The organism is Pediococcus ethanolidurans (genome assembly GCF_001437405.1).
Classification (GTDB): Bacteria; Bacillota; Bacilli; order Lactobacillales; family Lactobacillaceae; genus Pediococcus; species Pediococcus ethanolidurans.
Window position 1 is genome coordinate 139,117 of sequence record NZ_JQBY01000001.1, and the last position, 25,350, is coordinate 164,466.

Below are 25,350 nucleotides of genomic sequence, written 5' to 3' on the forward strand. Positions count from 1 at the left end.
CATCCTTGAGTTTACCCAAAAATGTTTTTATAGCGGTTAAGATTGGTGCTCGTGCCCACAAGCTCACCTTGAACGACGATTCGATTGGGTTCATTTGTATATGGCGAAGCACAAGTAATCAACGTGACAACTTTTTTTCCAGGAACATCCCTTAAAACTTCAACTGCGTTCTTGGATACCGTTCGTTTACTAAATGTTCGGTAACGGTAAACTTTTTTCAAATCCGTCAGATAAATCATATCGCCAATTTTGACTCGCTTTAATGGTGAAAATAGAATGCGGGTATTTGTCATATAATGACCGGCCATCGCAAAATTTCCTTGACCCATTTGTTGATCGGCCGTCATGGTTCCTGCACCTCTGGAAAGAACCACATGTCCCAATCCTTTTCCAATTGGTAAACGCATCGCCACGTTTGGAATCGCCAGTTTGCCCATTGGTGCGTAATTTGCATCATTGCTTTTCCCTGATTTGTTTGTATTGCCGATTGCATTTCGCGTTGCATCTTGCACCGCTCCCCAAGTCACATTCGCAGGATTTAACATTTTTACCGACGCATAATCAAAGTTCGCTTTTTTATGCTTGCTGGCTTCCACTTTTTTGGTGTTCATTGTTTCGATTTCACCGTTTCCCATGTGCCGAATCAAAGGATCACTTAATAAAGCCACTAACATTATTAGAAGTCCTATCATAAAAACTAGACCTAACAACCACTTTGTCATTTTTCGGCTCATTTATTTTCACCTTCTCTTCTTATACCATCGATACCCACCATACGTAGCGCCGCCTGCTATGATGACGCCTAGTCCAATCCACAACCATGAAATTTGTTTTTTAGCAGCCGGCTCTTTCTCATTTGGAATCCGGTGGCCCCTTACCAGCAAACGATGACTGTTAATCATATATGGCGTACACGTCATCAGAGTTACATAGTTATACCGATCATCTTTTGCAAAGTTGCCTAGCTCAGTCGGCTTGATCGTTTTGATCCGGTCCACTTTGTAAGTCATTTTTTTACCTTTTGAGTTGATGAAGAATCGATCCCCTTTTTTCAGCTTAGGTAAATCTGTAAACAACTTACTTCCGGGTAGCCCTCGATGCGCCGTAACAACACTATGTGAGCCTTTTTTGCCGTCTAATGGGGACGTCTTTTCCATGAGGCCAGCACCTTCACTTAATTGAAGATCTGCTGTCCCTTTAAAGATGGGTAATTTGACATCAATATTGGGAATATTAATTGTTCCCAGCATTTCAACTTGGGTCAACATTCCATTAATGGTATTAGATCTTTTATCTTTATCCACTTTTTTGACATTAAATTTTTGAAATGGATTTTTAAACCAAGCTAGTGTTTTGCTAAGTTTGGAGGTGGAAACCACAACGACCTGTTTGCTATGTCGAGAAACATCATTATAGGTGTCAATCATGCGGTGTTGCTGTTGTTGTGACATGGCGTTTGAGACAAATGGGAAGGAAACGATTCCCAAACCAATTATAAATATTAACGCTGTAATTGTACGTTTTAGCCATTTGCGTTTAATGACCAACACCTCCCTTAGTAAACTTTTGTGCTATGTATAACAATAAGGATGAACAGTCATCCTTATTGTTTATAAAACTTATGTGGTAAAGTTGCTTATTCAGCTAATTTATTTTTACGTGATTTGTAGTAATAGTATCCAGATCCACCCATCAGAGCTGCTCCGATAAGAACGAATAACCAGATTCCCATACCACCGGTACTTGGAAGACCGTATTTGGTATTTGTAACTTTTTGTGTTTTCTGATTAGATTTTCCATCAATAGTAAATGGAATTAAATCGTCCCGTAATCCATAGCCTTCTGGGGCTTTAGTTTCTTGTAGATACCAAGTGCCATATTGCATTCCAGTCACTTTAAATAATCCTGTTTCTTTAGCTGAAGTTAAAGTGGTAGCTTCAGACTCTTCTTTTGTCCAACGAACAAACTTATTGTCATCGTCTGTATCCAATACCGCATATTCTTTAGTGGCGTTCGGATCATTAGATCTTAAGATAACAAACTCTGCACCTTCTAATTTTAATTTGTCATCATCTTTATCAACTTTAACAAATTCCTTGTCTCCAATTTTTAAGTAGTTTTTGATTTTGAAAACCCAGTTACCACTACCATTAGGTTCTTCACTAAGAACTGCCCATTCAGCAGAACCTTCATCAAGAGAAATTTTCCCATTTTCTACTGTAAATTTAACAGTTCCTGTAAGGAGTGCATATCCTTCAAGAGTTTTGGTTTCTTTCAGTGTGTAACTTCCATTTGCAAGTTTTTTAATATCAATATTACCGTTTGCATCAGTAGTTTGTTTCACACTACCGTTAGGTCCAGTTAACTCAAATTCGACTCCCGCCTTGGTAACAAAATCCTCGAAATCTTCTGGACTTTGCATTTTCTTTTCTAGTTCAGGATCTGTCTTAGGAACTGTATTTTTAGCATATAAATGAATCTTGCTACTGTTTGTATGTCCTTTTAACGGTAAACTGAAAATAAGTGGTGCAGAAATTGATGAGACTTGTGTTGAATCCGCATCTGTTTCTAAAATTAGATATTTACCACTATTCGTAATGCCTTCCTTAGAAAAGTTGAAGGTATTACCCGACCAGCCTTCCGTATCTGTATTAATTGTTTGTAAGGCCGTAAGTTCATTAGATGCCAAATATGTTTTTTGAGCTTCCAGAATTTGATCTACTGTAAGATCATTTCCATTATCATCTTTAGAAAATTTTGAGATTAATTCTTGTTGAAAGGCATTAAAAGCAGCTCCATCGTCATTATAGGGTTCGTCCTGAGCACCTTTCCATTTTTCAAATGCTTCTTCAACATTAAAAATTGAGAATTCAACATTACCATCTTTGCTCTTATCATAGTTTTCATACCCGTTGATAGGCCCTTTATCGGTACCATCACTTTCAATATCTTCAGCTGTATCAGAATTCTTGATCATTTTATGCAAGCTAATTGTAAATTTATCTTCTGTCTTTGTATCTGCACTCACACTCTTCATACTTGTCATACCAAGTGCGATGGGAGCCATAGCAGCCATTACCATCAATCCTGCACCGATCTTTTTGAAAAAGCCCTTTTTAGTTGCTATCATATGTTCTCCTCCTAATTTTTCTAACTATTACCTTCTTTGATTTATTAAAATTATTGTTACAATTTCCGATTTTTGATAAAAACTGACTAACCACGCCTTTCCAACACAAGCGGTAAAATAATCCAATTATCCATTTGCTCTACCTCACTTTTTTCCGATATAACCACATACCAGAAGCCAGTACCATCAAGCCAACTAGAATAATAATGAGATTACCTATACCTCCTGTCACTGGCATAGTCGGGGATGTTAAATGATTATTGAAAACCACTAAAGCCGAATCATCAGTAATTTTCCCCAGTTCAATTTCAATCGTTTTTTGATTCTCATGCTTTTCACCGTTATAGGTGATGTCTGTTTTATAACCGTCAGCATCAACTTCATTCACAGTTACTTTTGAAGTTTCTGGAAGATCTTTAATCGTAACAGTTTGTCCAGCTGTTAATTCAATTGAAGAAGTTGATTTTCCTTCAGAATCAAATTCAATCGTTCTTTCGTCTCCACCGTCAATTGAGTATTTGTAGGTACCCGCTTCAGCAGGATCGATACTCAAATCAAACTTAAATTTAGTTCCGTCTGGGACTGATCCAGAAACCGTCTTTTTGATTTGAAGGTCCTTTGTTTTAGGCTCCTCTTCGGTAAAACTATTTACGTAATCGACGATTTGGCTTTCGCCTTTTTCTTTCGTACCCATCGTAATTGTGCCACTCAGTTTACCGTCAATAGTTGTCCCAGGATCATTATTGAAAGTGATGGATGTACTTGTGAGTGGACCACCAACTTCTTCAATTGAAAATGCTGATCCATTCGGCACGACCAGTGATATGAATTGATCATGTCCCAAAGTGATTTCATCAGATTTCCCATTTGTAAACTTAAGCTCTCTATCAACTGATTCACCACTAACAAGCATTTTTAACGTTTCATCAAAACCATCAATATCTTCACGTGTAATCACAAATTTAAACTTCTCTTGCTTATTATCCTCAGTACCTTCAATCGTTTTTCTCAATACCAATCTAGTATCTTCTGGTTCAGGTATAACTGGTGTCGTTGGATTGTAAGTCCACGAATGTGTTTCCGCAGAAGACCCAAGATAAGTATCCGCAACAATTGTTCCATTAAAGTTTGTCGTACTTGTAACTGTTTGAGAAGGTGCTAATATTGATCCAAAAAACATGCTGCCGACTAAGGTAAATTCTTCAAATTCTTCAGGAATTACCCATAAAATCGAATAATTAAAACGCGTTCCTGAACCCGCTTCTGGATCGGATCCAACTGCTTCTCCATCAACATAGATATTCATATGAGCACTGCCTAGTCTTCCATCACTATCTGGAGAGGCAATAAAAATCAGATTTTGATCATCACGCAATTTAATATCAAATTCTTTTCCAGCTATTTGTAAATTATCAACTCGAATTACAAATGTATTTTGAATTTCTTCATTTTCAAAATTCAAAGTTAATTTGTTCCCGTCTGTAGTCAAATAGCGTGTATCTTCGAAATCAATCGCATAAGGAGTTTCAACTAACTCTTTTCGGGTCTGTTTCAGATCTGTCAATGTATTTGTAACATCAATCCAGTTTCCGTTTATTGCTGCACCTGTGGGATTCTTACCAGCTTCATTACTGTGGTGATATCGAACTAGTTCGTTACCTAAGGGACCACCTGTTAAGTAGTTTCCCACCCCGTTATTATCACGAGATAAGCTATGGCTATCACCAAAAACACCGGTTCTAAAACTAATTTCATTTCTTGTACCGTCATAGTTTTTTACATAACTGGTTTCTTGCCAGTGTTCATCACGTTCTTCATTTCCAATTCCGGACGTATTTGTTAAAGAATTAACCGCAATGTTCCCGCTGGTATGTGCACGTCCACCGTCTGCAAAATTTTCTGCAAAAATATGAAAATTAGCTGCTACTCCTAAAGGATTTCCAGTACGATTAGGTAAAGTTGGCAATACAACTTCCTCAATTGACTTAGCAACCTTTTTGGAGGCTTTTTTAGATTGGCTCTCACTAATTACGGCTGTATCGCTATCTTCATCCTCATCTGATTCTGATTCTGATTTAGATTCAGAGCTTTCTTGTTTTTCTTCCTTACTAGTTTCCGACTCTTTTTCAGTTGATGTACTGCTTTCAGATTCGACCTTTTCATTTTCAACTGGTGCTAAAAATGAAAGAGAACTAAATTTTACAGTATCTTTTAAACCGCTAAATTTCATTTCAATATCTGCTTTGAAATCTTCTGTAATTGTCTTAATTTCTAAGGGTAAAGTAATCTCGTAATCAAATTCTTGATCATCCGCAACATCATCAAAGTCCGTTTTGTCCCATTTCAACATATACGTACTAAACTCATCACTATATTGAAAGGTCATTGATGGAGCCTTTATAAAAGTTCCGTTAACCACTTCTGGTGTAATTTGTTGTGTACTATTCTTTATACTTAGACTCTCTGTCCCAAGTAGTTGTAATACTGTTCCATCATTTTCTCGAGCTTGTTTTCCTGTCATTTTCAAATGAAATTTGGCGTTTATTTGTTTTTCTGCATCAACCTCCTCCACTTTCTCATCATTTTCATTTGTTAACTTTGTCTCTGTAATTCTAAATTGATCGGTCTGATCTTCTTCAGCAAAGGCTCCTGTAACAGGATACCCAATTCCTAAAAGCAACAACCCGATCATTAGAACCGAGTAAATCCTTCTAATGGTCATACAACTATCCCTCCTAAAAGCATACTGGATGAGTTCCAAAATTTTATGCAGTAATCTTATAGTTATCATTACTTTAATTTGAGTATAGCAAGCATTTTATGCTCTATGCAAATTTAATCTATAATTACCATAATTTTTAGCTTATTTTCATTTACATAAAGTAAGCGTTTCCCGAAATAAACAAAAAAATAGTGAATAATCTGCCAAAATTTCTTAAAGGCACGATTATTCACTACTTTTACGCTAATTTGTGACAAAAACTAAATTTGTGTCACTTTTTCTCTAATTTTACCAACTGAACAAGCCAACGACTCCCGCCGACAGCAGCGAAACTAAAATTCCTGATAACAGCATGTAACCCACGTTTTTAGAGATCACATCGTTCTTTTTACGATCCACAATTCCCTTGAACGCCCCGATAACCATTCCGGTTGTCGAGAAGTTTGCAAAGGAAGTTAAGAAAACAGTTAACATTGCCTTGAAATGAGGTGCGTACGTTTGAACAACTGGCGCAACTTTTCCCATTACCACAAATTCATTCGTAACCAATTTGGTTCCCATGAACTGGGCAAACTTGAAGGCTGTTGGCACATCCAAACCAAGTAGCCATGCAAATGGAAACATAATGATTCCCAAAATGTTTTCAAGTGTCAGCCAAGGTGCAATCAATTGTAATCCTTCATCAATTAATTTTGCCAGAGCTACGAAGGCAATAACATTCGCTAAAATAATCAAAACTAACTTACCAGCACCTAAGATTGAATCACCCAAGAAGGAGAAGAATGGTTCTTTTTTTGGTTTTTCATTGGCCTTAGCTTGATCTTCAGCTAATTCTTCAGAGCCACTTGGTTCTGTTGTTTGTGTACTTTCTTCTGTTTGAGCACTACCACCAATTTTAGCAACCACATCTTCTTCTGGGGAAACTGAAACTGGGTTCAAGATGACCGTCACGATAATGGCGTTCACAATATTAATCGGCACAGCGGCAATGATGTATTGACCAGGCATCATCTGCATGTAAGCACCTAGAATTGAAGCCGTGACACAACTCATAGACATCATCGCAATAGTTACAAGACGTTGAGCCTTCATTTGTTTCAACTGCAAACTAGAAACCGCTAATGCTTCAGTATTGCCTAAAAACATCATTTCAACAGCGAAAAATGATTCGAACTTTGGTTGGCGGGTAATGAAAGCCAAGCCGCGACCAACCCATTTGATTAACCATGGTAAGAAACCAATATAAGTTAAAATATCAAATAACGGCACGATCATCAAAATTGGTAACAAAGAACTTGTCACAAAGTCCATTTGTTTGACGTTTACCCAACTTGATAACGCAAATCCAATTCCTGAATACGAAATCTGTACCATCCAGTTGAAGGCATCAGCAGCTGCTTTAACCCCATCAATTCCGATCGAAAATCCAGTCAAAAACCAGGCTAAGAAAACATTAATCACTAACATTGTAATTACTGAACGCCAGTCAATGTGTTTCTTATCTTTGGAGAACAAAAAGGCGACACCGATGAAAACAAGAATACCAAGAATATTAATAGCTAAATACATGTCCGCGAGCTCCCTCTTTCTATGTATAATCCCAATAATTGCAACAACCTTTATATAATATACCGATATTAAAGACTGCTGTAAACAAGAAATGAAGGATATCTGTAAATAACTAAAAATCACCAGCACAAAAGTGATTTTGATTTTTCATAAATAAGCCTTTCTTTACAAAAAAACGAATTACCTCATGAATAGTTAAATTTTTCCCTTAACGAAAGTTATTTAACTTCATTTTGCAATTCGTTTTGCTTATTTTTCACTTAGTCCTTGCCAAAAATTACTAATGTTCTTGCCCAGTTGGTCGATCGAATACATTCTTTGATAATGTTGCCAATGCCTTGGAAACAGTTTTGTATAGCGTTGACTGCCAAAACGATTATCCATTAACAACACGTTACCCGCATCCTGATTGCTGCGAATCAAACGCCCAGCGGCCTGCAAAACATGATTCATCCCCGGCAATTGGTAAGCATATTCGAAGCCCTTGCCATTCTTTTGATCAAAGTAATCGCGCAATAAATTACGTTCATCACTTAAGCCTGGCAATCCAACACTCACAATTGCAACGCCAATCAAGTGGTCCCCAACTAAATCAATTCCTTCCGAAAAAATGCCACCCAGCACACTAAAACCAATCAAAGAATGCGGATAATTTTTCGCAAACGCATCTAGAAATTCTTTGCGCGCTGTTTCATCCATCTGATTACTCTGCTCAATCACATTAAATTGTTGATATTGATCTAAAAAAGCATCCTCAATTTGCGTCATGTACTTGTAAGACGGACAAAAAATTAAATAATTTCCTTTTTTAGCGTTAACCATTTCAAAAATACTCGTCACAATACTTTGCACGCTATTATCTCTTTGTTTATATGTCGTATTCACATATTGCGTAATCAAAATATTTTGCCGTTGTTCCAAAAATGGCGAGGTCAACTGCAAACTTAAGCCCGTTGTTTCGCAACCCAACGTTTCTTTAAAATAAGCCATCGGCGACAACGTGGCAGAAAAGAAAACCACGCCGCGTCCCATTTTTAACGACATATCTAAATAGGGACTGGGATCCAAACAGAGCTCTTTTACACTCACACTCTGATCGTCATTAATGGTTACAATCACACGATAACTTTCATCGTAGAAAGCGGAAATTTTGACGTATCTTAACAAGGTGAAATAAAAATCTAAAATTTGTGAAGTGAAAGGAGTTGGTTCCTGTTTCGCTAACCAATCTTGCACGAAGGTATTGAACTTTTCCAATCCATGACGAAACCCAGTCAACTCTTCGGTCGTGACTGCTTGAGTTTCATGTTGTTCATCCAAAGGTAGTTTCACCTGATCAAAAACGGTTTGGACTTTTTTTAATTGTTTTGAAATCCCCTGCACATCCTCATTCTTGCTAGCTGTTTTACCAGCTGCCAAGAGATTGTCAATTTCACGATCATCAACCTGGGCCGTATACATGTCACGAGATCGAGAAACCAAATTATGTGCTTCATCAACTAAGAAAAAGTTACTGTCATCCGGTTGCGAGAAGAACCGCTGTAGATAAACAATGGGGTCAAACAAGTAATTATAATCACAAATTATGACATCCATAAATGTCGAAATATCTAAAGAAAATTCGAACGGATCCAGCATATGCTTCTTGGCATACTTTTCAATCGTGGGACGAACAATTTGATTTTCATGTTCAAACACATCACGAATTCCGTCTTTTAACCGGTCATAATAACCGATCATATAAGGATTATCTTCAGGTGCAACATCAACTTCTTCAGGAAAAATAATCTTATCTTTAGCAGTCAACGTGATACTTTTGATTTGCAGTCCTTTATCCACCATGAGTTGCAGCCCTTTTTCGGCTACACTACGCGTACTTTGTTTGGCAGTTAGATAAAACAAACGGTCACTCAAGCCTTCCCCCATTGCTTTAACACTGGGAAAAAGTGTCGAAATTGTTTTGCCAGTTCCAGTGGGGGCCTCGACAAATAATCGTTTCTTCAACGCAACTGTTTTATAAACGGCAACCGCGAGATCACGTTGACCATTACGATATTCTTTAAACGGAAACGCCAATTTTCGAATGCTTTCGTTGCGCTTTTTCCGCCAGTCACTGCGCATAACTAACCAACTTCGATATTCTTCAATCAGACCATCAAAAAAGGTTTGTAAGTCCTCACGTTGGTACGTGTGTTCCGTTTTCGTGATCTTATCTGTCGTGCGTTGATAATAGGTCAGCCTTATGGTTACTTCGGGTATGTCCAAGTCATGGGTCAAAATGGCTCCGTAAACTTTAGCCTGGCTCCAATAAAGCGTTAGTGTGTTTTCCGATAAATCTTCAAAATCAGGATCAGAGGTTTTAATTTCTTCAATTAGTAAACTGTCGCTAGTTTGAATCACGCCATCTGCACGGCCATCGATCACATATTCTTCATCTGCCATGGTGACCGTGCGTTTAACGTAAACTTCTTTTTCATAATTTTCACCGCCCGTTTTCTGTAACTTACGGTGAATGCGTGCGCCTTCCAATGCTGTGTTTTGACTGTTACTACTTGAACTTAGATCACCGGCACGGAGAACAAACTCAACTAGCTGACGTATTCCGATCTTATTGTTTGCCATCCGTACCATCCTTTCGTTGCTATTTTGTAGTAACTCGACCTACATTTAAAATAACGTTGTTAAACTTCTGTAATATTAGCCTGTTATGATTACTAAATCAGTTTAAAAAATAAGGAGCCTACATGAAAACTAAAACTGCACTACCCATTTTACTATTCTTTACCACTTTTTTGGCGATCTTCTTCGCTCAATCCAGTATTTCGGCAGATATACTCAAGCCCATTCAAGGAATTCAGGCCACTAGCAATCATCATAGTACTTTATCCACAATTAGTATTAAGGAAAAAACGCAAACAATAAAATCTGATTCAAAGGCAGCTAAAGATTCTGAAGCTGGTGATAAATCAACTAACAAAAAATACAGTGATTTAATTAATTTACTCCGCAAACAACTTGGAAAAAATTATGTTTATGGTGCAGTCGGTCCCGACACCTTTGATTGTTCTGGACTAACTCAGTATGTGTTTAAAAACGCCCTTAATAAGACATTGCCACGCACTGCTCAGGCACAATATAATGCTTTTGATCACGTTTCTCATCACAAGGTTCAACCAGGTGATTTGGTTTTCTTCAGTTATGATGGTGGTGCTACAATTGCCCACGTCGGTATTATTGTTTCAGGTGATAACCAAATGATCGATGCACAAGATCGCGGAGTCATTAAAGAAAGTTACATGGCCTCATATTGGAAACCATATATTGCTGGCTACGCCCATGTGACTGACTTAGATTAACTCAATTTCACTACAAACAAAAATCAGAAAACACAATAAACCCAGGCACAATGCTTCACGTGTGTCTGGGTTTTTGTGTTTTCAACTAAAGATCAATATTAGTAATTGGTTTGTGTTCTTTCTTAAATATATTTCGCATTTTTACCATTTTATCCGTCGTAACTTGTTTTTTGTTGCGAAGATCCCAAGATAAATCCAAATAAATTGGTTGTTCACCTGACTGTTTAATCTCCAATAGATGAGGCTTAAGCATCCATGGCATGTAGACTTCTGGAATGTAAGCACCAAATGCGACGACATCAGACGAATCTTTTACTTCTGATCTTGAAATAATACGTACTGTTTGAATATTTTTAAATTGAATTTTTTTAAATTTATTTTGTTTAGGAAATAGTATAATCTGCAGTTTTTCACCATAGGTTTTCATAGGCAAATACTGAATACCACTTTCTGAAATCAACCACCTCCCATAAAGATGGAATAGATAAACTGGATAATATATTAAAACTAACGCCAACATAACACAAATGCCAACAACTACCGCAATCCAAAGTGACACTGATGATGACATCAAGAGTAAAAGCACAATTAATCCCCAAATTAAACTTCTTATTAGCGGTCCATAATTTGGCTGACGACCAAAATAAAGTTTATCCATCATTGAGACTCACTTCTTTCACTTAAATTTATAAAGCTTCAGTTAATCTACCTTCATGTTAACACGATAGTTTTAAAATGATAGCGCTTTACATTAGCTTTTACATCTTATAATCACTACTTTTTTAATTTATTCTTCATTTGTTTTTAATAATATGCTAAGCTAATTCTATTACTAAAAATTTGCTTAAAAAGGAAATGATTCTTGATGGGGAAGTATCTTAAAGCTAATTGGCAAAAGGTTTCACTTTTAATTTTTCTTATGGCGGTTACTGAATTTTTCACAGTTTTAGCTTCAGTTTTCAATGCAAATTCACTAAACGCATTGGTCGCTCATAACTTAAAAAACTTTTTCTATCAAATTATTTTCTTATTATTGGTGTGGTTGGGTGTCATTCTCTTTACTTATTTAGTTGTTAATTACACTCAAGTTGTTATTCAGGACATCGATATTTCAATTCGCCATCATATCACTCAAAAAATCGAAAAATTGTCCTATGAAACGTTTCACAGTAAAAATACGGGTGCCTATGTTTCTTGGTTAAACAACGACATTGCCATTATTAACGAGAGTGGTTTACAAAGTCTATTTATCGTAATTGAGGGCGTTTTCGGCGCCATTTTCGCGCTGATCACTTTAACCGCTTATCATTGGAGTTTAACCGTAACCGCAATCGCCATGGCATTCATTATCATTCTGGCACCTAAAATCATGGATCGCCGGTTACAAAAATCCAACGAAGCCCTAACCAAAGAAAATGAACAGTTTGTTTCTCAAGTGGAAGATGTTTTATCAGGGTTTAATTTTTTGTATGCCCTCTTCGCACTTCCGATGGTTACCAAACATGTCAGACAAGCCTCTTTAAATTTAAAAAAAGCTAACGTTCACCTCACTCGAACACAATCAATCGTTCAAATTATCGGCTTCACCGGCAACGTTTTGTCACAAGTCTTATTGATCGGTTTAAGTGGCTTCTTGGCGTTACATGGGTTTGTTAAAATTGGAACTTTAATGGCTGTGGGAGCTTTAGCCGGCAATGTTTTTAATAACTTAGGTAACATGAGTACCTATTTAGGTAGCATGCGCGGTGTAAAGCCACTGTTCAGTAAATATGATCAACTTTTAACTTCTGACAAATCTCACAAAACAAATTTACCAGTTATTGAACCAAGTAAAACAGCCATTCAAGCAACAAACATTTCGTTTAAATATCAAGATAAACCGATTATTCAGAATTTTTCCTATACCTTTCTTGCTAAGAAAAAGTATTTAATTCTGGGGGCCAGTGGAACCGGAAAATCAACGTTGCTAAAATTGGTTGCCGGCTATAATACTCACTACACCGGAATGTTATCTTTGTTTGGCAAGGATTATCAAGAGCTCTCGCAACAAACAATCTTAAGCAGGATTCTGTATTTGGATCAGCAACCTCGTTTATTAAATACAACGGTTCGCCAAAATTTACAGTTGTTAGACCATTTTTCAGAAGATTCTTTGTCACAGGTTTTGTTAGAAACAAACTTAATCTCCTCTTTGAAAGAAGCCGGAAAGTTTTTGGAAACCGATGTTGGCGAAGACGGTATTAATCTGTCTGGTGGTCAAAAACAGCGATTGGCGTTAGCTCGCGGTTTGCTACGTCACGCTATTAAAATTATTCTCATGGACGAAAGTACTTCATCTGTCGATGCCAAAACAGCGGCTAAAATTGAGGCCGATTTACTTACCAACACGAACTTAACGGTAATTATGGTCAGCCACACACCACACCAAGAAAACATGCATTTATTTGACGACATCATTAAAATGTAAAAATTTTTTTGAATTTTAAAAAAACTGACCGGTTTCTAAAAATAGAAATCGGTCAGTTTTGTGTTTTAGATCAAACTTTTAACAACTTTTGCCATTCGTAATAATGCCTTTTTCAAAAGCAGCCAAAATATCTTTGCCGTTCGCGATGAGAACATTACTGTCCAATAAACCCGTATTATCTTTTAAGGTTATGCGTGAGTTTTTAACATCCAGCGTTAAACCTGTTCGTAAAAATCGGGTGTCATAATCTGAAGTATATAATTTAAGGTCAAAATTATTTTCAATACTAAGTGGATATTCTGGATCAAATTTATCCAATGCAACTATTGAAAACTTGGCACCAATGCTGCATGCCCCACCCTGTAGAGAATACTTGCCACCACCATCATCCGTAACCAACAACAGCGTTTTATCAGCAATATTTTTTCTTTTTAGTAAGGTCATGACAGAATCCGTAACTTTAATGTTTAGCATAGGTTCACCTCCACTATCTTGTTTCACAAGTTTAACAAACTGAATTGACATTGATAATTAATTTGAATTTTTAGTTGTTATTCTTGCAAGTCTAATCAATTATAAATTTTTATCCATATTGAAGGTCAGCTTAGATAAACCAGCACCTTGCACAACCAAACTACCAATAAAATCAACCGTTTGTTTTCGCATTTTTGCAACCAAAACCTTATTCTGATCAGTCAGATACGCTGTCAAGGCTGCTCCAGACAGTTTGTTTGCTTTATTATCGGTGTTTTCTAAGAAACGGCGTTGTGTTTCACGAAGCGCCGTCAAATAATCACGGTCGCTTTGTACAAATTGTGGATAATGACTTTCAACCATCATTGATAATGTGCGGTACATCCAGTAAGCATCACTAAAATTGAACTTCATTGAAGTTTGCTTGTAACTGTCATCTGTATCGGTTGCATTACTGTAAAATGGTACATAAGGGCTGAATGATGGCACCCCAAAGTTCAACCAGTAGATGGCTGCTTGTTCCGCTGGGACATCATTACGAATTTGTAATACATGTGAATTCTGAGTTCGATTCATTGAAATTGGACGGTATCGATATTTATCAGCCGTTTCATCTGGTGACAAAGGATCAAATGGAGTCTCGTTATAATGGGATCCCAAAATAAATTCAACATCCTCCACCGAAATCTTATGACTAGTATGACAGATAAATGGTAATTCACCAGATTCTGGATCCTGTTCAATTTCCGGATTCAGATACTTCTGCGCATACCAAACTCGTGGCGTGTTGTAATGACGATCTTTTTCGTTAAAAGTACCAAAAATATGACGGAAATTCCACCCTGTCGCATCCACATTTAAGTGATGTTTTTCAACAAATTCTTGAATTCCTTCAGCCCACATAAAATTGTCAGGATCATCAAAATCTACTTGTTGAATGGCTACTTCATTGGCAGCAACCGCATAGGCATCATCAGGTATGCGCTGTGCTACCCAGTAATGACCGGTAACAATTTCCATATACCAAACATCATCTTTATCACTAAACAAAATACTGTTGCCAGCATTGGAACCATATTTTGCGATTAAGTCACCAAGTCGTTTAACGCCTGCCTTAGCTGAATCTACATAAGGTAGTACCATTGTTTCAAGGGAATCCTCACCCAAGCCATCTTTAAGCAGGGGATCATAGGCTAAAGTACGTTCATTCCCGTACGTACTTTCAGTTGCACTGACTGCGACATTTTTTTCATTAATACCACTCTCATCATTCACACCTTCATGTAATTGCGTGGGATCGGCATCCGGTGTGGCTGTGTAACGATAACCATTTTCAGGCAATGGCGCTTCAAATCCATTTAATTGTGATTTCAAAACTTCTTTGCGTCCCTGAACTGCAGGATGCATATAAAATTTCTTAGGATGAATAGGAAGATAACGATCCTCATTACGAGCGATCATTGTTGACCCATCTAAACTGGCCTTTTTCCCGACTAAAACTGAGGTACACATGCTGACTACTTTGTTCACGTTTATCGTCTCCATTTCTGTACTGATACGCCCATTTTACCAGAAAAATCGGTTTTTAAAATTAATTGATTCAAAAAAGGCGGAGAATCTTCTCCGTCTTGTGCTTGAATTACTTTTTTGATGAAAATATTGGTTAAAAATTCGTAGCTTTACTGCCTTATAGCCGAAACGTGTTTCAAGGAGCAGCTTCCTGCGGGTGCCAGTTCTTGCGGTGTGGGTTGCCGCCACAAGAATGGTCAACGTATGAAACATCACTGATTATTAGCGAATTTGGCTAATAATCTTCTTTAATGTGGAATAGTAGCTACAGAATCCCAGCGATTTCTAAACCGAATCATTGGTACTTCTACTGCCTTATAGCCGAAACGTGTTAAAAAGGGCAGCTTCTTCCGGTTGCCAGTTCTTGCGGTGTGAACTGCCGCCACAAGAATGGTCAACGTATGAAACATCACTTATTATTAGCGAATTTTGCTAATAATCTTCCTTAATGTGGAATAGTAGCTACAGAATCCCAACGATTCAAAGAACGAATCATTGGGATTCTTAGGCTATACTCAGAAGCTAATCGCCCTTTTTAACACTCTTGTCTCTTCGCGCAATCATCGGCATAATCAAACCGAGCGCAATCAACACGATTGGCGTCACAATATTCATTCCTAATTGCAAAAACCAACTATGTGGGTCTGCCGAGAAACTAATCTTTGGCACCATTCCCAACACACAAACAAACGCCGTAAATATAAAGCACCAGAAACCAAGCAACCATCCAATCGTCTTATTCTTCACAAAACGATAATCCGAATGAAACTTCGTCATATGCTTACTTAATAACATAAACGCCACAAATACCCATAAATAACGCAATGGCATCACAATCGAATTTAAGTTCAACAACCAATTATACAGTTCTTGAATATTCTTAATTCCCAATGCTGGCACCATAATCAAGATACCAACCAAAACACCAGTCATCTTATAACCATTGATGAAAACACCGTGTTTATTAAGTTTCATCAATGATTTCGGTACATACTGGTCATTATGACCGGAAAGCAAAATTCGTAACGGCGCATCAATAGAAACAATCAAAGCCGCAATCTGGCCAATCGAGTTAGTCAGTCCATAAGTAATCATCAAAGTATTCCCAATGTGATAATACTGTCCCAAACGCTGAAAGGCACTGTAAGCTCCGTTCATCATTAGATCCTTTGGAATCGCATTACTGTTGAAAATAATCGCCATTCCGATTGAACCCACAATGGCACAAATTCCAACTAACACGGCCAAGACAATCATTCCCAGTGGAAATTCACGGGAAGCATTGCGTGTTTTATTAACATAAGGCGCAATTTTTTCTGATCCACCAACGGCTAACACTAACATTGATAGCGTGGTAAAGTACCCAAAGTTAAAGTTAGGCACGTAAGTTTTCACACTTGTTAAATTAGGTGTAGCTGCCGTAACATTTGGCAGATGTGGTGCTGCAATTGCCAAGAAAATAAACAAAATTGACATCACAAAGGTTGCTAACCCAGCCAAAGTTGCAATGACACCTAACGTGGTAATTCCTTTAGAAGCTACCCACATGAAAAATAGAAATACAATTAAACATAAAATTGAAAAAATAGCTGTTGAAAAATGACTAAAGTAGGTTCCAGCTCCAGTAAACGCCCAACTAATGGCAATCAAAACATTTTGTGGTTTTTGTGCCAAGTAAGGCACGTGAACTACCCAATACGTCCAAGCAGCAAAGTAAGCCAAACCTCGGGTTGACGTTTCATCAATCCAAGAACTTACACCACCACCACTTTTCTTGAAGGTAGACCCCAACTGTCCAACCATCAAGGTGTAGGGGATAAAGTAAATGATCAGAATAATAATCCATGATGTAATCACGGATGCACCCTGCTGTGCGTAATTATTTACGACGTTGTTAAATCCCCAAACAGTGTTAAACGCGATTAATGCAATCGTGAACCAACGAAATTGCTTCGTACTTACATTCGTGTCTCCCAATTTAACCAACTCCCCATTATAATTAGATTTACTTAATTATAATCGAGAATTGTAAGCGGTTCATGTGAAGTTAGTGAGTGTTTTCACAAGGTGCTAATTTTGTTCTCATCATTTTATTATTAATCTTCAGATGCCGATTCCTTAAGTTGTTTGCGTGTATTATAAAAATTACGATAGGCCATGTAACACGCAATTACGGATCCTAAACTGGTCGCTGACAACAGCATAAAAGTTACCATAATTTGGTATTTAATGGCATGAACCGGATCGACACCCGCAAAAATCAAACCAGACATCATGCCTGGTAAACTCACAATGCCCACCGTTTTGGCGGAATCAATTGTCGGTGCCATCCCCGTTTTGATACTTTCACGCAAAATACCAATTGATGCATCACGGAGAGAGCCACCCAGGGCCAATCGTTCTAGCACGCTTTGACGCTGATCGCGAAATTGTGTATTCATACTACGGTAGCTGAGCCCGATCGCTACCATAGAGTTGCTGGCAATCATTCCAGAAATGGGAATTACTTGCGAAGGAATCAGTTTAATTGCGCCGGATAGAATCAAAACACCCAGCGTTACACCAGTACTGACCAAAATTGCCACAAACGAGATAACTAGTGCATTGGTCATCCCATTACTGCGTTTTTGCGCATTCCAAGAAGCATTAAAAATAATGATAAGTAACATCGCAAACGTTAAGAAAACATTGTTAACCTTGAAGATATACTTCAACAAATAGCCCACAACAAATAGCTGAATAACGGCTCGAATCACGCCGATAATAATTTCACGATCAATGCCTAGTTTTTCACGATATCCGATCCATAAAGCAATCATAACCAGCAGCATCGCTAGAGTTAGTGACCAATTATTCACATCTAGATTCATTTTGACTCCTCCAATCTACCTTTAGTAATTGTTAACAACCGACTAGCCTGTTTTATTTCGGATTCATCATGTGTAATGGACAAAATGGTGACCTGATGATCCGTGTGAAAATGCTCAATCAAGTTATTCACAATGCGTTTATTTTCTTCATCTAATCCCACAGTGACCTCGTCTAGCAGTAAAACATCCGGAACATACATAATGTTGCGAATCATGGCCACTCGCTGTTTTTCGCCACCCGAAAGCTCAGTAATTCGTTTATTTAAATAGGTCTCCGGTAAGCCAACCACCTTTAGTGCTGCTTTTTGTTTGTCAACATCTGGTATAACCTGACGAATTTGAAAAGGGAAATCTAAGTTGTCGGCCACCGTTCTACCAAATAAAGTCGGTTGTTGAAAACAGTAAGAAACTTTGCGCCGATACTGAATAGGGTCAATTTCCATAATGTTTTGTCCCTTGAACAAAATTTCACCTTTAGTTGCCGTTAACAATGAAGCAATTATCCGCAATAACGTACTTTTACCACTTCCTGATGGTCCCGTAATTGTAATGTAGTCTTGGGCAGCCACAGATAAAGAAATATTTTGTAAAATTTGATTTTGCGCAACCTGATAGCCAATATCATGAAGTTCTAAAATTGCTTTCATAATGCCATCTCCACTATTTTTATTTCATCAAACAAGATGAATTGAACTGAATTAAAAATGCTCTTACCCGTATTATACCTTGTAATCGTTTTAAATTAGAAAGCATTGTACTTACTTCTCCTACTAAATGTTATAATTTGATAGACAGTACTGGGAGGAGAGCTTAATCAATGAAAACCGTATCAATGATCGTACCATGTTTTAATGAACAAGAGTCCGTACCAATTTACTTCAAAGCCATGACCAAAATTTTTCAAAAACCAGAGATGCAAAACTACGCTTTAGAATTATGGTTTATTGACGATGGCTCTTCAGATGCAACCTTAAATGAACTAAAACAACTAAACAAACAGTATCCAGATGTTGCCCATTACGTTTCATTTTCACGTAATTTTGGTAAAGAATCTGCCATCTATGCCGGTTTACAGGCCGCCACTGGTGAAATTGTCGGCTTGATGGATGTTGATCTTCAGGATCCACCGGAACTATTGCCTCAAATGTTAAAAGAGCTTAGCACCGGCGAATATGAAACTATTGGTACACGGCGTGCTGGTCGTGAAGGTGAACCTGTCTTCCGTTCATGGCTATCCAACATGTTTTATAAATTCATCAACAAAATTTCTAAAGTTGAAATTATTCCCAATGCGCGGGACTACCGCGTTATGACTCGAAAAGTGGTTAACACTGTCCTTAGCATGCCAGAGGTTAATCGCTTTTCTAAAGGTATTTTTAGTTGGGTAGGATTTAAAACAAAGTACTTGGACTTCGAAAATCGCGAACGGGTTGCTGGTCAGACATCCTGGTCACTATGGCAACTATTTGAATACTCTTTGGAAGCTATTATTGACTTTTCAGCAGCTCCCTTAGCAATTGCCAGTTTTGTGGGAATATTTGCCTGTGTTATCTCAGTGTTGGCAATCATTTTCATCATTTTTAGAACCATCTTTTTTGGCGATCCAACTACAGGTTGGCCATCTTTGGCAGCCATGATCCTCTTTATTGGTGGCATTCAGCTCTTCTGCTTAGGTATCCTTGGTAACTATATCGGGCGTATTTACTCAGAAAGCAAGCACCGTCCGATTTATGTTATTAATGAAAAAAAATAGGCACAAAAAATAAGGTTAAAGGATTTATTTCCTTCAGCCTTATTTTTATATGTTACTTAGTCTTCATCTGATCCAAAATGTCGTTGCCACCATGATTTTTTCTTAGGTGGTTCTTGTAATAGTTGTTCATTCTTTTTAGTCATTTCAGTTAATTCAGTTACTTGGGCTTGTAACTGCACATTTTCTTCATGATATTGTTGGTTCTGTTTAACTAACTGTGCCAACATTTCTTTAATTTCAGATAAATCTTTATTTTGTGCCTGCAGCATTTTAGTATCAATAACTGCCGGTGTCTTTTCGTTTTTGGCTTCTTTAGCTTTATCAGCAGCTTCTTTATCTGTGATTCCCAAAGTAACATCCACAGCTTGTTTCAAGGTGTGTCGATCTCCAAGTAAATCATTCATCTGTTGCAAAAGCTTCATATCAGCATCTGCATAAATTCGACGACCTCGACCATCATGCTGGAATTTATGACCCATTCGTTCCATTTCTTTAGCCCAGTTACCCAACGTAGCTAAACTACCAATTCGTTCAATTTTATTAACAACTTCTGACCCAGTTATGTATTCATCTGCTTTAATATCTTTTGCCATATTTTCCACCTCGCTTTTAACTTAATTGTACTACAATCGCTTCTAAATTTGAAGTTAAAATTAAGTTAATAAATCCCTATTTTTAAAGACTTTTATCTAGTTTTTGAGCTTTTAGTAGAACTAAGAACAAGCCTAATCCGCCTAGTTCACTCACAAAAATCAAAATTGCCATTGGCGTATAACTTTTAGCACCTAAAGCACCTGCAAGCGGTGAAAAAATACCGCCAACAATGTTCATTAGTAAGCCTAGAACAGCAGAAGCACTGCCGGCATTTTTGTCTTGGCTGTTCATTGCAATTGAAGTTGCAATTGTATTAACTACACCAATACAAATGACAATTAAGAAAAGGGGCACGGCAACTAACATCATATTTGGCGTTGTCAATGTACTGCCTAACATAATAACAGCTGATAAGGCTCCCAAAACTAGAGCACTTCCAAGCACCTGAAAGTTAGTTAGTTTAGCTGTTAAATAGGCCGGAATATTATTACCAATGATAATGCCTAACCCATTCAACGCATAGAGTAAACTAAATTGTTGTGCTGATAAATGGAAGAAATTTTGAAATACAAAAGATGATGCCGCAATATAACTAAACAAGGCTCCGAATACTAGTCCCTGAATTAAGGCAATCAACATAAAGTCACGCTTAGTGAACATGGTTCCCATTGAAACGAAACCTTGAAAAATACTCTCGGTACTTCTTAATTTTGGTGGTAAACTTTCCTTCAATGTAAGCTGAATACCAATTACAACCAAAATACCGATTACTGCTAATAAACCAAAAATTCCACGCCACGTCATGAAGTTCAGTAGAAATCCACCAATAATCGGTGAAATTATTGGAAACACACCGTTTACACCCATTAAAAGAGCAAAGAACTTAGTTAGTTCTTTCCCTGAGAATAAGTCACGGGCCACAGCTCTGGAAAGCACCTGTCCGGCCGATCCTGCTAATCCTTGAATGAAACGAAGAATTAAGAAAAGTACGATAGAATGAACGATCATAATTAAAACTGAAGTTAAAGCAAAGATGGCAAAGCCAATTGATAATGGCATTCTTCGCCCAAAATGATCACTCAGTGGTCCTACAATTAATTGACCAACCGCAAGTCCAATCAAACAAAAAGTAATACTCATCTGAATCACTGAAGTTTGTGTATGAAAGGTAGTTTGCATTGTTGGCAATGCAGGTAAATACATATCTAAAGATAAAGGACCGGTGGCACTGATCAAGCCAAGAAAAAAGGTTAACCAGAGTTTCCGATCCTTAGAAATTTGTTTATTTTTCACGGATACACCCTCTGCTCTAAAATAGCTTCAAAACATAGTGTACCGAATTACAACACAAAAACCAACTTAGTTTGGTAACTTACCATCTTTCCACCAAAGTTTAACTAATGCTTGTGTGCCATCATTACCTAATTTCTTTTCATCAACTAACCGTGCATACAAATTGCGAGCCGCATCCGTTGCTGGCAAATTCAAGTGCATTTTGTCGGCCTCGTTTAATGCAATGCGTAAATCTTTCAAAAAGTGTTTAGCGAAGAAACCGGGAGTATAGTCATCTTTTAAGATTCGTGGTGCATAATTCTCCATGCTCCAATTATCAGCACCGCCACTTTCCAACGTTTGAAGAACCTTTGGTAAATCAAGCCCAGCTGCTTGCGCATAAACTAACATTTCACTCATTCCTGTCATTGTTCCAGCAATCATGATTTGATTAGCCATCTTAGCGTGCTGTCCAGAACCGGCTGTTCCAAAGTAATTAACCTGTTGACCAATGACATCAAAGATTGGTTGCAATTCCTTATAGGCTGTTTCATTGCCACCCACCATGATTGTAAGTGTTCCCTTTTCAGCACCAATATCACCACCAGAAACTGGTGCATCTAAAACTTCAATTTCATGTGCTTGACCATAATCACCTATTTTTTTAGCAAGCGTAGGTGTGCTAGTTGTCATATCAACAACCGTTTGACCTGCTTTAGTACCGGCAAAAATACCATTATCACCAAAGTAAACTTCCTCTACATCCTGAGGAAACCCAACCATTGTAAAGACAATATCACTGGCTTGGGTGACTTGTTTAGGCGACTCCACCCAAGTTGCACCAGCTTTTACTACTGGATCAGCATGCGCTTTAGTTCGATTAAACACCGTCACACCATAGCCGGCTTTCAACATATTTTTAATAATTCCAGTACCCATAACACCTGTGCCAATAAAACCAATTTTTTTCAAATTTGCCATCTCCTAACTTTCACACACACATCATACCCATTCTTTTGCAGAAATTACACAATTTAGATCTGCTAAAATAAATTCTTAAGCATTATTTCTGGTATGATAGACCATAAGATCTTTACTTGGAGGAATACAAGCCATGCCACAACATTTACCAGAAAAAACCATTTTAACTAACCTAGTCATGGTAGAAAATTCAGATACCAAAGAAGTTTTACTGGAAAATAGACGCAATAAAAATTGGGCTGGGATTACTTTCCCAGGTGGCCATGTGAATTCTGGTGAATCTTTCGTTGAGTCCGCAATTCGCGAAGTTTATGAAGAGAGCCATCTCCAAATTGAAAATCCTCAATTAATTGGTGTCAAACAATTTATGTATCAAGAACACGTGCGTTACATTGTTTTCTTATTCCGAACCAATCAGTTTAAAGGCACACTACAAAGTTCACGTGAGGGCGATGTGTTTTGGGAAAATCCTTACCAAGTAAAGCAATCACAAGCAGTTGACGATTTTTTTGATCTTCTTCAGATTTTTAAAAGTTATGACGTTTCAGAACTCTATTACCAAGATTATGAAGGTCAATCCATTAAACGCGTTGAATAATCAAGTTAGTTAAACTTAGCCATTTTAGAAGAGTGCTGAATCAATATAGTTAAGATCCTTTATAAATTAAATAACAAACTTTATCAGGTTTTAGAAGAGTGTCGAATCAATATAGTTAAACGTTTCTCAAAAATAGAAAGGAAACACCATGTACAACAAACAAAATCATAATTTGCATTATCAAAAGAATTCTCATCAATCTAGACCACAACATGAAACTGTTCAATCAACCATTCCGATTGGTCAGCGGATTCCATTAACCATCAAGCGTTTAGGAATTAATGGCGAGGGCATCGGTTACTTTAAACATACTATTTGTTTTGTAAAGGGTGCCCTTCCTGATGAAGTAGTTACAGCAACGGTTACTGAAATTCATCCCCGTTACATGATCGCTAAGCTTCATACTATTCGGAAAAAGAGTCCTAATCGAGTTGAGCCTCGCGACCCATTTGCGGATGAAGTTGGTGGCTTTGAATTGGAACACTTATCCTACCCAGCACAATTAGAGTTTAAACAAGATGTTGTTCGTCAGGCTTTAGAAAAGTATCGTCCATCTGGTTATAAATATTACAAGCTTTTACCTACAATTGGCATGGATAATCCGTATGAATATCGAAATAAAGCTCAATTTCAAGTTCGTGTTTTAAATGGCAAAGTTGCTGCTGGGCTGTATAAAGAGAACAGTCATGACCTAGTTGATCTACCTACTTGCAGTGTTCAACATCCACTAACCATGAAAGTTATGCGTCGTGTTGTTGAATTGCTAGAAACTTATCAAGTTCCAATTTACGATGAGGAACAGGGATCTGGAATTGTTAAAACCATTGTTGTACGTGTTGCTGTTGCAACAAATGAAGTTCAATTAGTTTTTATTACTAACTCCACTAAATTGCCACATAAACGAGAGTTAATTGCTGAACTTCAAAAGCAATTTCCAGAAATTGTTTCCTACATGCAAAATGTTAATAAAGGAAAAACTTCGCTTGTTTGGGGTGATGACACAACTTTATTGGCCGGAAAAACTTTTATTCAAGATAAACTAGAAGACTTGACCTTCAATTTATCTGCACGTGCTTTTTACCAATTAAATCCATACCAAACTGCTAAACTATATGATGAAGCTCGTAAAGCATTGGCGCTTTCTCCAAATGATAATTTAGTTGATGCCTATTCTGGTGTAGGTACGATTGGCCTTTCTTTGGCTGCTCAAGCAAAGGAAGTCCGGGGAATGGATATTATTCCAGAATCCATTGAAGATGCTAATGAGAATGCTAAATTAAACGGAATCACCAATGCTAAGTACCAAGTTGGTCGTGCAGAAGAAGTCTTACCGCAATGGATGGCAGAAGGCTTTCGTCCTGATGCTCTTGTAGTGGATCCACCACGCACTGGCTTAGATGATGTTTTAATTCAAACAATTTTAACTAGTAAACCTGAACGCTTTGTTTACATTTCATGTAATCCATCAACACTAGCTCGTGATTTAGCTCAGTTAACTAAGACTTATATTGTCGATTACATTCAATCAATCGATATGTTCCCTCAAACTGCTCGTTGTGAAGCTGTTGTGAAATTTACCCGCCGTCATTAATTGAAATTTCGCCAATCGACCGATACCTCTGGTCTATGCACATTGCGAATTTCTTCAAGTGATACTGCTGTTAATTGACCTTCAACATTGGAAAAAATAATCTTTTGATCGTGAAAACCAGCCACTTGACCTGTCAGTGAGCTCAATGTTTCACCATCATGTAATAACTTTAATTGAACATGAACAACCTGTTTATGTAGCCAAGCCTGTTTTAAGGTTTGGCTATTTTTTTCGAGTGTTTGTTCTGGAAGCCACTTTTCTGGAATCTTATCATGTTTCATTTTTTTAATCGCACTCGTATGATCGGATAGAAAAAAGCCGCCCCATTTTAGCATTCCTCGATCATGATAGTCATTCTTAAAAAACTGTTCGATAACTGACTCATCAACACGTTTAATAATCAT

General features: G+C 37.5%; 21 protein-coding genes. 5 read left to right on the top strand and 16 right to left on the bottom strand.

The window, feature by feature from the left end; all coding sequences use genetic code 11:
- Window positions 1-11: 11 nt before the first annotated feature.
- From IV87_RS00620 to IV87_RS00645, 6 genes are all read right to left on the bottom strand, one after another.
- Entirely contained in the window at window positions 12-674 is a 663-nt protein-coding gene (locus IV87_RS00620) for a class A sortase (RefSeq protein WP_236698942.1), read from the bottom strand.
- 66 nt (window positions 675-740) lie between these two features.
- The gene (locus IV87_RS00625) at window positions 741-1,547 is read right to left on the bottom strand and encodes a class C sortase (RefSeq protein ID WP_057804968.1); all 807 of its coding nucleotides are present in this window, start codon (window positions 1,545-1,547) and stop codon (window positions 741-743) included.
- An 89-nt stretch (window positions 1,548-1,636) separates the two neighbouring features.
- The gene (locus IV87_RS00630; protein ID WP_057804969.1) at window positions 1,637-3,130 is read right to left on the bottom strand and encodes a SpaA isopeptide-forming pilin-related protein; all 1,494 of its coding nucleotides are present in this window, start codon (window positions 3,128-3,130) and stop codon (window positions 1,637-1,639) included.
- Window positions 3,131-3,269: 139 nt separating this feature from the next.
- Window positions 3,270-5,852 (bottom strand): DUF7601 domain-containing protein, encoded by a 2,583-nt coding sequence (locus tag IV87_RS00635; protein ID WP_057804970.1) that lies wholly within the window; start codon window positions 5,850-5,852, stop codon window positions 3,270-3,272.
- A 288-nt stretch (window positions 5,853-6,140) separates the two neighbouring features.
- Window positions 6,141-7,421, bottom strand: coding sequence for a NupC/NupG family nucleoside CNT transporter (locus IV87_RS00640; protein ID WP_057804971.1), 1,281 nt, complete (start codon window positions 7,419-7,421; stop codon window positions 6,141-6,143).
- A 249-nt stretch (window positions 7,422-7,670) separates the two neighbouring features.
- On the bottom strand, window positions 7,671-10,043 hold the full coding sequence (locus IV87_RS00645) for an ATP-dependent DNA helicase (RefSeq protein WP_057804972.1): 2,373 nt from the start codon (window positions 10,041-10,043) through the stop codon (window positions 7,671-7,673).
- 122 nt (window positions 10,044-10,165) lie between these two features.
- Between IV87_RS00645 and IV87_RS00650 the strand changes: the two genes are divergently transcribed.
- Window positions 10,166-10,777, top strand: coding sequence for a C40 family peptidase (locus tag IV87_RS00650; protein WP_057804973.1), 612 nt, complete (start codon window positions 10,166-10,168; stop codon window positions 10,775-10,777).
- Between the two features lie 85 nt (window positions 10,778-10,862).
- On the opposite strand, the gene IV87_RS00655 is transcribed toward IV87_RS00650, so the two are convergent.
- Window positions 10,863-11,438, bottom strand: a complete 576-nt coding sequence (locus IV87_RS00655) for a hypothetical protein (RefSeq protein WP_057804974.1) — start codon at window positions 11,436-11,438, stop codon at window positions 10,863-10,865.
- Window positions 11,439-11,642: 204 nt separating this feature from the next.
- Here IV87_RS00655 and IV87_RS00660 point away from each other — a divergent pair, with 204 nt between their 5' ends.
- Window positions 11,643-13,244, top strand: coding sequence for an ATP-binding cassette domain-containing protein (locus tag IV87_RS00660; RefSeq protein WP_057804975.1), 1,602 nt, complete (start codon window positions 11,643-11,645; stop codon window positions 13,242-13,244).
- A 78-nt stretch (window positions 13,245-13,322) separates the two neighbouring features.
- On the opposite strand, the gene IV87_RS00665 is transcribed toward IV87_RS00660, so the two are convergent.
- The 5 genes from IV87_RS00665 to IV87_RS00685 form a co-directional block, all read right to left on the bottom strand.
- On the bottom strand, window positions 13,323-13,718 hold the full coding sequence (locus IV87_RS00665; RefSeq protein WP_057804976.1) for an iron-sulfur cluster biosynthesis family protein: 396 nt from the start codon (window positions 13,716-13,718) through the stop codon (window positions 13,323-13,325).
- A gap of 99 nt (window positions 13,719-13,817) precedes the next feature.
- On the bottom strand, window positions 13,818-15,230 hold the full coding sequence (locus IV87_RS00670; RefSeq protein ID WP_143053133.1) for a C69 family dipeptidase: 1,413 nt from the start codon (window positions 15,228-15,230) through the stop codon (window positions 13,818-13,820).
- A gap of 579 nt (window positions 15,231-15,809) precedes the next feature.
- Entirely contained in the window at window positions 15,810-17,264 is a 1,455-nt protein-coding gene (locus IV87_RS00675; RefSeq protein ID WP_057804978.1) for an APC family permease, read from the bottom strand.
- A 119-nt stretch (window positions 17,265-17,383) separates the two neighbouring features.
- Window positions 17,384-18,157: an ABC transporter permease gene (locus IV87_RS00680; RefSeq protein WP_057804979.1), complete on the bottom strand. Its 774-nt coding sequence runs from the start codon at window positions 18,155-18,157 to the stop codon at window positions 17,384-17,386.
- On the bottom strand, window positions 18,154-18,804 hold the full coding sequence (locus tag IV87_RS00685) for an ABC transporter ATP-binding protein (RefSeq protein ID WP_057804980.1): 651 nt from the start codon (window positions 18,802-18,804) through the stop codon (window positions 18,154-18,156). Before IV87_RS00685 ends, IV87_RS00680 begins: the two co-directional genes overlap by 4 nt.
- A 170-nt stretch (window positions 18,805-18,974) precedes the next feature.
- Between IV87_RS00685 and IV87_RS00690 the strand changes: the two genes are divergently transcribed.
- The gene (locus IV87_RS00690) at window positions 18,975-19,910 is read left to right on the top strand and encodes a glycosyltransferase family 2 protein (RefSeq protein ID WP_057804981.1); all 936 of its coding nucleotides are present in this window, start codon (window positions 18,975-18,977) and stop codon (window positions 19,908-19,910) included.
- A gap of 56 nt (window positions 19,911-19,966) precedes the next feature.
- Here the strand turns inward: IV87_RS00690 and IV87_RS00695 are convergent, their stop codons facing one another.
- The 3 genes from IV87_RS00695 to IV87_RS00705 form a co-directional block, all read right to left on the bottom strand.
- Window positions 19,967-20,503 carry a hypothetical protein gene (locus tag IV87_RS00695; protein ID WP_057804982.1) on the bottom strand — a complete coding sequence of 179 codons (537 nt, stop codon included), beginning with the start codon at window positions 20,501-20,503 and terminating at the stop codon, window positions 19,967-19,969.
- Window positions 20,504-20,585: 82 nt separating this feature from the next.
- Window positions 20,586-21,797: a multidrug effflux MFS transporter gene (locus IV87_RS00700; RefSeq protein ID WP_057804983.1), complete on the bottom strand. Its 1,212-nt coding sequence runs from the start codon at window positions 21,795-21,797 to the stop codon at window positions 20,586-20,588.
- A 66-nt stretch (window positions 21,798-21,863) separates the two neighbouring features.
- A complete protein-coding gene (locus tag IV87_RS00705) occupies window positions 21,864-22,748 on the bottom strand; it encodes an NAD(P)-dependent oxidoreductase (protein ID WP_057804984.1) in 885 nt (294 codons plus the stop codon).
- Window positions 22,749-22,890: 142 nt separating this feature from the next.
- Here IV87_RS00705 and IV87_RS00710 point away from each other — a divergent pair, with 142 nt between their 5' ends.
- Window positions 22,891-23,355: an 8-oxo-dGTP diphosphatase gene (locus IV87_RS00710; protein ID WP_057804985.1), complete on the top strand. Its 465-nt coding sequence runs from the start codon at window positions 22,891-22,893 to the stop codon at window positions 23,353-23,355.
- Window positions 23,356-23,503: 148 nt separating this feature from the next.
- Window positions 23,504-24,946, top strand: coding sequence for a 23S rRNA (uracil(1939)-C(5))-methyltransferase RlmD (gene rlmD, locus IV87_RS00715; protein ID WP_074693790.1), 1,443 nt, complete (start codon window positions 23,504-23,506; stop codon window positions 24,944-24,946).
- On the opposite strand, the gene IV87_RS00720 is transcribed toward rlmD, so the two are convergent.
- Window positions 24,943-25,350 (bottom strand): YolD-like family protein, encoded by a 408-nt coding sequence (locus IV87_RS00720; RefSeq protein ID WP_057804986.1) that lies wholly within the window; start codon window positions 25,348-25,350, stop codon window positions 24,943-24,945. The two genes, rlmD and IV87_RS00720, sit on opposite strands and share 4 nt — an antisense overlap.